Here is a 12,913-nt window from a genome sequence, read left to right on the forward strand (position 1 = left end):
TAAACCATGAAATCTCAAGAACTTTCCACTTTGAGTGTACTGCGTGAAGGCACCCTCGAGAGGAAGCCTCCCACGCGCGCAGCTCCCTTCCGTGCTCCGGTCGTGCTGGCGCTCGCCGTCACCACGCTGACATGGGTTCCGGCGCCAGCCCTGGCCCAGTCTCCCGAGCAGATCGTCAACGGCACCTTCGACTCCGGCCACGCGCCCTGGTGGGGCACCAGCAACATCACTCTCGACTCGAGCAGTGGCGAACTTTGCGCCGACATCCCCGGGGCGACGGTGAACCCCTGGGATGTGATCATCGGCCAGGACAACGTGCCGCTCGTCGCGGGCGAGACGTACCGGTACAGCTTCGTGGCGACCGCGGCGCCTGACTTCCCTGGCAGGGCGCTGATCCAACTCCCCGTCGACCCGTGGACGCAGTACCTGGCCGTCTATCCGCAGATGACCGCGGAGGCCAATACGTACACCTATACCTTCACCTCTCCGGTGAGCCTGCCCAACGCGCAGGTGGCCTTCCAGATAGGCGGCAGTGCCACGCCGTGGCGCTTCTGTGTCGACAACGTGTCCCTGCAAGGGGGAGCCCCGCCTGATGTCTACAAGCCGGACACGGGCCCCCGCGTCAGGGTCAACCAGGTGGGCTATCTCACCCACGGTCCGAAGAACGCGACCCTCGTCACCGAGGCCACGAACGCGTTGCCCTGGCAGCTCGTCAACGGCTCCGGCACGGTGGTGGCGCGCGGCTCGAGCACCCCTCGCGGCGTGGACATCAGCTCTGGCCAGAACGTCCACTCCATCGACTTCAGCGGATACGTCGTGGCTGGAGTTGGATACACCCTGGTCGCCGATGGTGAGACCAGCCGCCCGTTCGACCTCGGCGGCAATCTCTACGGTCAATTGCGCGATGATGCGTTGAAGTTCTACTACCCGCAGCGCAACGGCATCGAGATTCTCGGGAGCCTGAGGCCGGGCTACGCCCGTCCCGCCGGGCACCTCGGGGTCGCGCCGAACGCCGGAGATACGGCCGTACCGTGTCAGCCGGGCGTCTGTGATTACACGCTCGACGTGTCCAGCGGGTGGTACGACGCGGGCGACCATGGGAAGTACGTGGTCAACGGCGGAATCTCGGTCTTCCAGCTCATGAATGCCTTCGAGCGGACCCGCTACGCCCGGGCCGCCCAGCCGTTCACGGACGGTCAGCTCGCCATCCCGGAGAGCGGAAATGGTGTGCCGGACATCCTCGATGAGGCGCGCTGGGAGATGGAATTCCTGCTCCGCATGCAGGTGCCCGCGGGCAAGCCGCTGGCCGGCATGGTCCACCACAAGGTGCACGACAATGAATGGACCGGCCTGCCGCTCCTTCCGCACCTGGACCCCAAGCAGCGCGAGCTGCACCCGCCATCCACGGCGGCGACGCTCAACCTCGCCGCGACCGCCGCGCAAGCGGCACGTCTGTTCGCCCCGTATGATCCGGCTTTCGCGCGGCGGAGTCTGACGGCGGCACGGGCGGCGTGGGCCGCGGCGCTCGCCCACCCGGCACTCCACGCCAGCCCGTCCGACAGCACCGGTGGAGGCGCGTACGAGGACTCCGACGTCAGGGACGAGTTCTACTGGGCCGCCGCGGAACTCTTCCTGACCACGGGCGAGGCACCGTTCCGTGATTTCGTGCTGGGCTCTCCGCTGCACACCGCCGACATCTGGAGCGAGCAGGGCATCAACTGGCGGGAAGTCGCCGCGCTGGCGCGCATGGACCTGGCGATGGTGCCAAGCAACCTGCCGGACCGCGCCGCGGTGCGGCTGTCCGTCGTGGCGGGCGCCACGAAGTACCTGAACACGCTCAACGCCCATGCGTACGGGCTGCCCTACGCGCCCGCCGACAACATGTTCGCATGGGGCTCCACCAGCCAGGTCCTCAACAACATGGTCGTCCTGGCGACGGCGCACGACATCACGGGCGACAAGCGCTTCGCGGACGGCGTCGCGCAGGGCATGGACTACATCCTGGGCCGCAACGCCCTGAACATCTCCTACGTCACGGGCTACGGCGAGGTGAGCGCCGAGAACCAGCACAGCCGGTGGTACGCGCACCAGCTCAACCCGGCGCTGCCCCACCCGCCACGGGGCACCCTGTCGGGTGGTCCGAACTCGTCCCTCCAGGATCCGATCGTCCAGCAGAAGCTGAAGGGCTGTGTGGCCCAGTTCTGCTTCATCGACGACATCGAGTCCTATTCCACGAACGAGCTGACCATCAACTGGAACGCCCCTCTGGCATGGATCGCCGCGTTCCTCGCCGGTCAGGGGGACGGGTCGGCCGCTCCCGCCGCCTCTTGTCAGGTCAGCTACGTCAAACAGGACGAGTGGAATGACGGCTTCAACGTCCAGGTCACCCTCCACAACACCGGCGCCAGCGCCATCAACGGCTGGACCCTGCGCTGGTCATTCCTGGGCGGACAGACCGTCACCCAGGCGTGGAGCGCGAACGCCTCTCAGTCCGGCGCCACGGTCAGCGCGACCCACCTGCCCTGGAATGCCCTCATCCCGCCGGGTGGAGCGGTTTCCTTCGGCTTCCTCGGAGCTCCGGCGGCGGGACCGAATCCCACCCCGGCGCTGTTCACCTTGAACGGCGCCGCCTGCCAGAACAAGTAGGGGGCGCGGCGAAGCCAGGGTTTGCCCGAGACCGAGGTCACTCGGTCTCTGACATGTCAGTGACATGTCGGGAAGCGCTCGGGCGCCCTTCTTCCAGAAGGTCTCCCTCTGGAGTGCCTCGAAGCGGTGCCCGGCATGGGCCTTGCGTTGGCACCGCACGTTCCCCCGGACGGCTCACCTGCCCGCCGGGGGACGACGCGAGGCCATCCATGACCCGACTCCCTACCTCCCTGATCCATCGTGCTCGTTGCGTGGTGATCGCGCTGCTGCTGGCCAGCACCGCGGGTTGCACGCGCGGCGAACCCGTCTCGCCGCCTCCCCCCGCGAACACCCACAGCGCCCAGCCGCTCTTCAGCAACGGCAGCTTCGAGGAAGGCACGCTCAACGGCTGGAGTGTCGCCACCCACCTCAACCCCGGCATCACCCTGCCCGTCACCAGCCGGGACAACCTCAACCTCCAGAACGGTGGCACCTCCTTCACCTTCGCGCGGCAGGCCGCCGGAGGCCCGGAGACAGAGATTCCCGCCGGCCTGTCCGCGGCGGCCTCCCTGCGCTGGCCCCGCTACGGCCAATGGGCCGCGGTGGTGAACGAGCTGGGCAAGAACAGGAACGTCAACCGGCTGGTGCAGTCGACCAAGCTCGTCTCGTCCGACGTGGATCCGGCCGATGGCAAGGTGCACGTGCGCTTCGCCATCGCCCCGGTGCTCCAGGCCCCGGCCCACACCGCGGACCAGCAGCCCTACTTCTTCATCTCCCTGCGCAACGTGACGCGCGACACGCAGCTCTGGTCCACCTTCAACTTCGCCAACCAGTCGGGTGTACCGTGGAAGACGCTCGGTGACGTGCAGTACACCGACTGGCAGGCCATCGACGTGGCGCCGGGTGACGCGCGCCTCGCCGTGGGCGACACCGTGGAACTCGAGGTCATCGCCGCCGGCTGCCAGCCGGGTGGCCACTGGGGCCACGTGTACGTGGACGGCTTCGGCGCGTTCCTGCCCGGCCTCTCCATCGCCGCCAGCGCCCCCCGCTCGGCCAACGTGGACTCGGATCTCACCTACACCTATCTCGTGAAGAACTCGGGCGACGGCGCGGTGAACAACACCCAGGTCTCCATCGTCGTGCCGGCTCAGACCGAGTTCGTGTCCATCCATCCGCCGCCGGGCGCGACGTGCAACTACGACGGCACCACCCGCACGGTGACGTGTGACCTGGGCACGCTCAATCCCACCGCCAGCACCCAGTTCGACATGAAGGTGCACATCGCTCCGACGGCCACCGAGAAGGTGTCCCACGGCAACTACAGCGTCCAGGGCCAGGGAGTGTCCCCGCTCATCGGGCCCCTGGTGGAGACGACCGTGAGCACGGGCGTCATCTATGCGGATCTCGCCGTCTCGCTCAGTGACAACGTCGTGGGCGTGGGCTGGGACAAGCCCGTCCACTACACACTCGTCGCCTCCAACAACGGCCCCGCTGGCGTCACGGGCGCCTCCCTGGATGAGGACTTCCCTCCCGAGCTCACCGGCGTCACCTGGACGTGCACCGCCACCGGCGGCGCCACCTGCCCGGCGGCCACGGGCACGGGCCCCATCCACTCCACCCTGGACATCCCCCCGGGCGGCCAGGTCACCTACTCGATCGACGCCAGGGTAGTGCCCGGCTCGGGCTCGGGCACGCTCGTCAACCGCGCGCAGATCTCGCCTCCCGCGGGCATCCAGGATCCGAACGACACCAACAACGTGGCCGTCGACTCCAATGGCATCGGCACCCTCGCGACCCTCACGGTGGAGAAGGATCCGGCGGGAGGAGGCCAGGGCACCCTCGTCAGCAGCCCCGCGGCCATCCAGTGCGATGTGAACTGCACCACGAGCAGCGCGGACGTGCTCGCGGGCACCCAGGTGAGCCTCACCGCCACCGCGGCTCCCGGCAGTGTCTTCGTCGGCTGGAGCGGCGGCTGCTCGGGCACGGCCAACCCCTGCACCGTCACGGTCGACCAGGCGACCACCGTCACCGCGCGCTTCGAGCCCATCCGGTACGACATCACCACCCGCAGCGGCCCGGGCGGCACCGTCACCTGCCCCTCGCCCGTCGTGTACGGCCAGTCCGTCACCTGCACCGTCACCCCGCGGCCGGGCTACGAGCTGAGCTCGCTCACGGACAATGGCGTGCAGGTTTCCACGTCCGTCACGGGCGGCCAGTACATCATCTCCCACGTCACCGGCTCCCACGAGCTGAGCGCCCTCTTCACCCAGCGCCCGGGTACGGACCAGGGCGGGGCGTGCACCCAGGACAGTGAGTGCTCCACCGGCCTCTGCGCGGATGGCGTGTGCTGCGACACCGCGTGCCAGGGCCAGTGCGAGGCTTGCAACGCGGCGGGCTCCGTCGGCACCTGCACCGCGGTGACGGGCGCGCCCCAGGGCGGACGTCCCGCGTGCGGCTCGGATGGCACCGTGTGCGGTGGCGTCTGCGATGGCTCGGTGCGCGACACCTGCGTCTACCCGCAGGCGTCCGTGCAGTGTGGCAACGCGAGCTGCTCCGAGGGCGTCGGCATCACCAGCGGCACCTGCGACGGCGCGGGCGCCTGTGCCCAGGAGACCCAGAGCTGCGGCGACTACGTCTGCGGTGAGGTCGCCTGCCTCTCCTCCTGCACCTCCGACGCGCAGTGCGCCACGGGCTCGGTCTGCCTGTCCGGCGAGTGCAAGCCGGGCTCCACGTTGCTCGTCGAGGGCAGCGGCTGCTCCAGCACGGGCGGTGCCGGCGCGGGCCTGCCGCTGCTGCTCAGCTCGCTCGCCCTGTGGCTGCGCCGCCGCCGGAGCACGGTGGCCGCCGCCGCCGCCGCGGTGGTCGCGGTCCCCATGGTGTCCCAGGCCCAGGAGAACCTGGGTCGCTCGTTTCTCGTGCAGCGCTTCCAGGCGCAGCCCGGCCGGGATGACCTCCTCGGCGTCCAGTCCGCGCGGGTCCCGGACCACCTGACCGTCAGTGGCCGGCTCTTCGTGGACTACGCCAACCAGCCCCTGCGGCTCGTGTCCAGCGAGGACTCGCGCTACCAGCGGCTGCTCGTGAGCCGGCAGGCGTTCCTCACGCTGGCGGGCTCGGTGGCGCTGTTCGACCGGTTCGAACTCGGCGCGGCCATCCCGCTGCTGCTCTCCCAGAACACGGGGGGCCCCAACACGGTGAACCCCCAGTTCGGAGGCACGGGCGTCACCACGGCCATTTCCGACCTGCGCCTGAACCTGAAGACGGCGCTGGTGCGCTCCCAGAATCTGGGACTCGCGCTGTCGCTGCCCTTCTCCTTCCCCACCGCGCCCCGGGACTCCTACTCGGGAACGAGTGGCGTCACCTTCAACCCCACCCTCGCGGGAGAGTGGCGCGGCGAGCGGGGCTCCGCCCTCATGGCCAACGTGGGCCTGTACCTCGCCCGCGCTCAGCGGTTCCACAACCTGAACCTCGGCACGGCGCTCACCTACGGTGTCGGCGGCAAGGTGGACCTGGTGCCCCAGCACAAGCTCGCCCTCCTCGCCACGCTGGCCGGTGAGGTGGGGCTGCGGCGGCCCTCGGTGCCCACGAGCCCCCTGGAGTTGCTGCTGGCCCTGCGCTGGGGCTTCCTCAAGAACCTGGAAGCGACCGTGGGCGGTGGCCCGGGCCTCACCAACGGCTACGGCACGCCGCGCTACCGGCTGCTCGCGGCCCTGAGCTACGCGCCCTCGGACACCACACCCCGTCCGAAGCCGGCGCCCGAGCCCGCGCCCGTCGTCGTCGCCCCGCCTCCCCCGCCTCCTCCCGCGATCATCGCGCGGGATGACTCGGGCCAGGTGCTCGCGGGCCAGTCCATTGACCTGGAGGTGCTGGGCAACGACGAGGGCCAGCCCGGCGAGTCGCTGCGCGTGAACGAGGTGGGCAACACCAAGGAGGGCCGCGTGGAGGCCGCCGCCGACGGCACGCTGCGCTACACCGCCCGCGAGGGCTTCTCCGGCCAGGACACGTTCACCTACCGCGTCCTGGGCAATGACGGGCGCACGGCCACGGCCACGGTCGTGGTGACCGTCACCGCGCCGCCTCCGCCCCCGCCGCCTCCTCCCGCGCCCCCCAAGGTGGTCGTCGAGAAGGGCAAGCTGCGCACGCTCGACAAGGTGTACTTCGCCCTCAACAAGGACAACGCCGTCACCCAGTCCCTGCCCATCCTCGATCAGGTGTACGAGGTCCTCCGCACCAACCCGGACATCAAGAAGCTGCGGATCGAGGCCCACACGGACAACGCGGGCAAGGCGTCCTACAACAAGGACCTGTCGGCCCGCCGGGCGAAGTGGGTGCGCGAGTACATCATCCAGAAGGGCATCGCGCCCGAGCGGCTCACGTCGGAGGGCTTCGGCATGACCAGGCCCATCGACACCAACGACACGGCCGAGGGCCGCGCCAACAACCGGCGCGTGGAGTTCGTGCTCGTCGAGTAGCACCCTGGACGGGCCCTCTTCCCGGAAGTCACCTCGGGAGGGGGGCCTTCCTTCTTCACATCCCTTGCGTCCGTGCCCGCCCCAGGTTACTTCCAATACGAACCTTTTGGGGCTGAACGATGCCGACGCACTACAAGGGCAGCACGCGGGAGACCCGGTCGCTCGACACGTTCGTCAAGCTGACCCGGGCGATGGAGACGATGGGGGGCCATCTGCAGCGGCACCTCGCCAGCCTGGGGATGACGCCGCCCCAACTCGCGGTGCTGGAGGCCCTGCTGCACCTGGGACCCATGAGCCAGGGCGAGCTGGGCCGCAAGCTGCTGCGCAGCAACCCCAACATGACCGCGGTGCTCGACAACCTGGAGCGCAACGGGTGGCTCCAGCGCGAGCGCAGCCCGGAGGATCGCCGGGTGGTGGTGGTGAGCCTCACCCCCGAGGGCAAAAGCCTCATCGAGAAGGTGTTCCCGGCCCATGCCGCCCACATCGCGGCGCTGATGGGTGCCCTCTCCGCCGAGGAGCAGGAGCAGCTCGGCGCGCTCTGCAAGAAGCTGGGGCTCTCCCTGTCCGCGGGCTGAGCGGCACGAGGCCCCGCAACGAAGTTTTCGCTCGCGCATTTAGTTCCAGTACGAATCATTCAGGTTCGAACCAAATTCGGAGGCAATCATGTCCAAGAGAGAGAGCACGCGATCCGTGGTGAAGGTGGTGCAGGCCGTCCAGACGATGGAGGGCGAGGGCTTCCTGGTACGCCGGCCGTTCCCCATTCCTGGCTTCATGCAGTTCGACCCGTTCCTCCTGGTGGATGAGCTGGGGCCGGTGGAGCTGCCGCCGGGCGAGGCGAAGGGCGCACCGGACCATCCCCACCGGGGGTTCGAGACGGTGAGCTACATCCTGGAGGGGCGGCATCAGCACCGGGACTCGGCGGGCCACGCGGGAGAGCTCGGACCTGGGGACGTGCAGTGGATGACGGCGGGGGCGGGGGTGGTGCACTCGGAGATGCCGGCGCGCGAGTTCACCGAGAAGGGCGGGCGCATGCATGGCTTCCAGATCTGGGTGAACCTGCCCCGGCGCGACAAGATGATGGCGCCGCGCTACCAGGAGATTCCAGCCGGACGCATCCCGGTGGCCTCGACACCGGATGGCCGGGTCCGGGTGAAGGTCATCGCGGGCGAGTCGCTCGGTGCGCGCGCGGTCATCGACACGCGCACGCCCATCCAATACCTGCACTTCACGCTCGAGCCGGGAGGCCGCCTCGAGCAGCCGGTGCCGCGCGACCACAACGCCTTCGCCTATGTCTTCGAGGGTGTGGGGCACTTCGGCCCCGAGGCCACGCCCGCGGCGGACGGGCAGGCGGTGCTCTTTGGCAATGACGCGGACTCGGTGGTGCTGGAGAACCGGGGGAAGGCGCCGCTCCAGTTCCTGCTCCTGTCGGGAGTCCCGCTGCGAGAGCCCATGGTGCGCTATGGACCCTTCGTGATGAACACCCAGGCGGAGATCCTCCAGGCGTTCGAGGACTACCAGAGCGGGCGCATGGGCAGCATCCAGCCCTGAGGCGGAGTGCTCGTCAGCGCTCCAGCAGTTGCTGGACGGCACGGCGCAGGAAGCCACCCGCCATGACCCCGGTCTCCGCCAGCTTGAGGTAGAGCGGCAGATCGACGAGGGCCGTGTGTAGCTCGGGGCGCTCCCAGGCGTCGATGCCGGTGCGATCCACCCAGGCGCCGTGCAGCGGGAACCCGGGACGCAGCCCCTGCTCCCCCGGGGCCGGCACGAGCTTCGAGATCGGTCCCGCCGAGAGCGGCTGCTGCCCGTCGAAGATCCAGACCTCCATATGCGGGTCGGCTGGCCCCCACACGCAGCCCACCAGCCAGCCATCCTTCATCGTCGTCCCACCCGCGCGGGGCACCCAGACGGGCGCGCCCATCAGCCAGCCGGGTGGGAACGCGTACGCGCTCTCGAGCACGAGGTCCGCGTCGAGCCGGAACAGCTGCGTCGTGTTCGAGGGATCGACCAGCCGCTCGAGGTACTCGGCCTCGGGCACGAGGCGCTCCTCTGGCGCCCGGTGCTGGCGGAAGTCATCGAAGGTGCGGACCACCAGGGTCTCCGGCAGGTATCCGCCCGCGACCCAGTAGGTATGGGTCTGCACCTGGGTCTGCGTCGCGAGGCTGCTCGCCGCGCTCGCCCCCCCGGCGCGCTCGTAGGGAAGCGGCTGACACGGCGGCAACAGGTTCACGCCGAAGCGGAAGTCGCTCGCGCGCGTGGGGTCCGGGAACGCGCGGGTCTCACCCACCACCGCCGAGTTCGCACTCACGTGCACCACGTGCTTGCGCACCTGGTTCAGATCGGTGGAGCCCGTGAAGAGCCCGCGGTAGTCGGCGTGGACACGCTCGCCCGTCGCGAGCACGTCCTGCGCGTGGAGCTGGTCCGCCGGGTCGGCACCGAGGTTGTGCTGCGCATAGAGCGTGAGCCGTCCCCCGGTGTCGTCCCAGTCCGCCAGGGCGTGGCTCAGCTCGCCCGGGAGCTGGACACGGAGGGCCTCGACGCGGCGTGCTCCCTGCTCCATCGCGCCGCGCAGTGCGTCCTTGCGAATCACATAGAGGTCGCAGTGGGTGCTCGGGACGGGCGGGCGCATGAAGTGCTCGAGCGGCTTCCAGAGCGCGTCGAGCGTGGGACGTGCGAACGAGGGGAGCTTGCGCCGCAGCTCGTCCGTGAGCAGTCCGAGAATCGGCTCGACGAGTGCCCACGTGTTGAGCACGAGGTTCGAGTTGAAGACGAGCAGGTGGTCGCGCGTGAGGCACAACTGGTGCGCCGACGCCTGCTCCAGGGTGACGGGCTCGCCGTCGACATGGACACGCAGCGGGCGCGCGGGCGCGCGCGAGGTGCCATCCCACGCGGTCACGTAGAGGTCGCCCCGCACGGCGCGCTGGGCGCTCGGGGTCAGGAAGTCGAGCACGCGAGGCACGACATTGGTGAAGAGGAGCGCCGGCCGGCCCGAGTCGAAGTCGGGGTCATGAACGGGGTGCCCCGTCGTCAGGATCATCGGGCTGAACGAGCTGCCCACGGAGGCCTCGTAGTCGCGCGTGCCACCCACCGGACCCACGTGCAGGAGCGCGCGGGGATTGATTTCGGTGGGACGCCCCGCGTCGTACGAGAGCACGAGGCGGCGGCCCCCCGCGCCGATCTCGAAGGTGGGGATGGGCGCCGTGTTGGCGAGGTTCGCGATGCCCAGCCAGCTCACCTCGGCGAAGTCGGTGCGCACCGAGGCCTCGGGCGCGATCGCACGCAGGTGCTGGGACTGCACGTCGAGGAAGCGGGTCGCGAGCACGTGCTGACCGCCCGAGCTGGCATCCAGATCGATCGACAACAGGCGCCCCGGAGCCGTCAGCAGATGCGGGTTGGCGAAGCGCGCGGTGTTGACGTCGAAGATGGCCTCGTAGGGAAACGCGGTGAGGAGCACGCGCCCCGAGAGCCCGGCGGGCAGGGGCGACGTGGGCACGTACCGCACGACGCGGTCCTCGAGCTCACCGTGGTAGACGTGCTTCAGACCCGCGGCCATGGCGGCTCGGTAGGCGGGCTCGGGCATCGAGACGGGCGGCAGGGGCATGGGAAAGGGCGTAACACAACCGCGCCATCCCCTCCGGCGGCGGCGACAGCAGCTGCATCGAATCCGTCACATGCGCGGCAGAGCACACCACCGCCGCGCTCTGCTGGGAGGGCGGCCCGGGCAGGCGTGTGCATCAAACGGCTTTTTCCTGGTTTAGACTACCCCACCAGGAGGGCAGTGGAATGAGCGCTCGTCACAACGGAGTGCGCGCCTGCGTCACCGGAGTCCTGGTGGTGCTCGGAGCGTGCACGCAGCCCCAGAAGGGGCCAGACGCCTCGGACGGCGGAGGAGCTTCCACCGATGGCGGAAGCGTGGGCACCGAGCTGTCGCCGAACCTGATTCCGCAGGAGGAACTCTTCGACTGCCGCGGGGCCGACTCCGACGCTCCCACCCGCCTTCGCCGCATCAACCGATGGCAGTGGACCCGCAACGTCGGCGGCTCCGTGACGCGCGGATGGACTGGCTTCAGCTTCTACGACAATCCGCTCGATCCGGATCCACGCTCGCCCTACGGCAGCTATCCCGCCGATGACACGGTCGATGAGTCCATGGTGGAGATCATCCTCCCCATCGTGGACGAATACGGCGCGACGTGGGCCGGCCCCTATACCGGCTCGAACAGACTCGAGTTGCTCCGCGAGGACCCGTCGTTGCGTTGCATGTGGGAGCAAGCGAAGCCGAGCACCGCGTGTATTCGCAACTACCTCGCCACCCTGCTCGAGCGGGGCGTGATGTACCGGCCGGCGCGCACGGATGAATTGGACCGGTTGGCGGCCTTCACCCAGTCGGTGCTCGCGCAGGAATCCTCCGATGGAGGCACGGGCACACGGACCCACAGCCTCTCGCGCGTCGTCACCGCGGCGACCTTGATGAGCGGCGCGCTGTTCCGCGAGGAGCTGGGCACGCCGAGCGGCGACGGCCGGGTCGAGCTCGGTGAATGGGAACTGGCGCAGCAGCTCACCTATGCGCTGGGAGATCGTGGTCCGGGCGCGGTTCCCACCTGGAGGTGGCCCGACACCTCCGCCTCCTCCAAGGGCCACTACGGAGACATCGCGGACGCGGCGCGTGATGGAGGCATTCGCTCACCGGAGGTCGTGGGCTCGCTGATCGATCAGCACCTCGGCGGCGTGGATTCCACCCGCTTCGATCTGCTCCAGGACTTCGGCGAGCCGGAGCGTCCCCGCCGGGGCGAGTTCTGGCTCTCCGATGGTGTGGCGAACTTCTTCCGCCAATGGCTGGGCTACACGCAGGTGGAGGCGATCTTCAAGGAGCGTCCGGAGGCGACCAGCGCCTTCGATGATGGGGAGCTGAGTGGCTACCGCGCGCAGGCCGCGGCCTGGGAGAATCTGCTCTCCGGCTACTACGGCGACGAGTCGACGCTGATCCAGCAGATGGACGACTTCGTCGCGCGGGCGGTGGTGAATGACGTCGCGGTGCTCGAGACCTTGTTGACCTCCCGGCGGTTCTTCCTCGCCGCGACCCAGGACTCGGGCTTCGACGGCAACGCCACGCGATACACGGGCCAGCCCTACGGCACCAACGCGGAGATCGCCGCGACCCGCGACGCGCGCTGGCGGATGCTCCCGGCAGCGGAGCGCGCCGGAGTGCTCACCCACCCGGCGTGGTTGGCCTCGCATGGCGGGAACTTCGAGGACGATCCGTCCGCGGTCCACCGGGGCAAGTGGGTGAGGGAGAACCTGCTCTGCGGCTATGTGCCACCCCTCAGTTCGGTGCGCGTGGTGGCGCAGGTGGGGCCTCACGCGCCGGACAAGAACGCGCGTGCCCGGCTCGAGGACGCCACCGGCAAGAGCGAATGCCAGGGCTGTCACTCGCTGATGAACCCGCTCGGCCTCACGTTCGAGATCTACAACCATGCCGGTTACTTGCGAACGAGGGACCACGCCCCCGACGGTGGATGGATGGCACCCAATGGGCAGGTGATGTTGAGCAACCTGCCGGACCCGGGCTTGAACGGACCCGTGCGGGACGCGGTGGAGCTCAGCGAGAAGCTCGCCGTCTCGGGCCACGTGAAGCGCTGCTTCGTCCGCCAGGCCTTCCGCTATTTCATGGGCCGCGACGAAAACCGGAGCGATGCCTGCACGCTGGCTCGGATGGAGCAGGCCTACGACGCACACCAGGGCTCGTTCAAGGCCCTGCTGAAAGCCCTGATGACCAGCGACACCTGGACGACGCGCCGCGAACCGGCGCGGGGAGAGTGACC

At 69.2% G+C, this 12,913-nt stretch carries 6 protein-coding genes; 5 read left to right on the plus strand and 1 reads right to left on the minus strand.

From position 1 onward, the window contains the following. Positions 1 to 30 precede the first annotated feature (30 nt). The 4 genes from F0U63_RS42320 to F0U63_RS42335 all read left to right on the plus strand — a co-directional run bounded on the left by F0U63_RS42320 (position 31) and on the right by F0U63_RS42335 (position 8,642). A complete protein-coding gene (locus F0U63_RS42320) occupies positions 31 to 2,646 on the plus strand; it encodes a glycoside hydrolase family 9 protein (protein ID WP_395839714.1) in 2,616 nt (871 codons plus the stop codon). Positions 2,647 to 2,855: 209 nt separating this feature from the next. Next, on the plus strand, positions 2,856 to 7,094 hold the full coding sequence (locus tag F0U63_RS42325; protein ID WP_395839716.1) for an OmpA family protein: 4,239 nt from the start codon (positions 2,856 to 2,858) through the stop codon (positions 7,092 to 7,094). 119 nt (positions 7,095 to 7,213) lie between these two features. Continuing rightward, a complete protein-coding gene (locus F0U63_RS42330; protein WP_395839718.1) occupies positions 7,214 to 7,669 on the plus strand; it encodes a MarR family winged helix-turn-helix transcriptional regulator in 456 nt (151 codons plus the stop codon). Between the two features lie 88 nt (positions 7,670 to 7,757). Next, the gene (locus F0U63_RS42335; protein ID WP_395839721.1) at positions 7,758 to 8,642 is read left to right on the plus strand and encodes a pirin family protein; all 885 of its coding nucleotides are present in this window, start codon (positions 7,758 to 7,760) and stop codon (positions 8,640 to 8,642) included. 13 nt (positions 8,643 to 8,655) lie between these two features. On the opposite strand, the gene F0U63_RS42340 is transcribed toward F0U63_RS42335, so the two are convergent. After that, positions 8,656 to 10,692: a carotenoid oxygenase family protein gene (locus F0U63_RS42340; RefSeq protein ID WP_395839724.1), complete on the minus strand. Its 2,037-nt coding sequence runs from the start codon at positions 10,690 to 10,692 to the stop codon at positions 8,656 to 8,658. Positions 10,693 to 10,874: 182 nt separating this feature from the next. Between F0U63_RS42340 and F0U63_RS42345 the strand changes: the two genes are divergently transcribed. Beyond that, positions 10,875 to 12,911, plus strand: a complete 2,037-nt coding sequence (locus tag F0U63_RS42345) for a DUF1588 domain-containing protein (RefSeq protein ID WP_395839727.1) — start codon at positions 10,875 to 10,877, stop codon at positions 12,909 to 12,911. Positions 12,912 to 12,913 lie beyond the last annotated feature (2 nt).

Source organism: Cystobacter fuscus (genome assembly GCF_044360685.1).
GTDB classification, from domain to species: domain Bacteria; phylum Myxococcota; class Myxococcia; order Myxococcales; family Myxococcaceae; genus Cystobacter; species Cystobacter fuscus_C.

Coding starts and splice junctions, on each gene's coding strand:
- F0U63_RS42330 (WP_395839718.1), top strand. CDS start 7,214: ATGCCGACGCACTACAAGGGCAGCACGCGGGAGACCCGGTCGCTCGAC.
- F0U63_RS42340 (WP_395839724.1), bottom strand. CDS start 10,692: ATGCCCCTGCCGCCCGTCTCGATGCCCGAGCCCGCCTACCGAGCCGCC.
- F0U63_RS42325 (WP_395839716.1), top strand. CDS start 2,856: ATGACCCGACTCCCTACCTCCCTGATCCATCGTGCTCGTTGCGTGGTG.
- F0U63_RS42335 (WP_395839721.1), top strand. CDS start 7,758: ATGTCCAAGAGAGAGAGCACGCGATCCGTGGTGAAGGTGGTGCAGGCC.
- F0U63_RS42345 (WP_395839727.1), top strand. CDS start 10,875: ATGAGCGCTCGTCACAACGGAGTGCGCGCCTGCGTCACCGGAGTCCTG.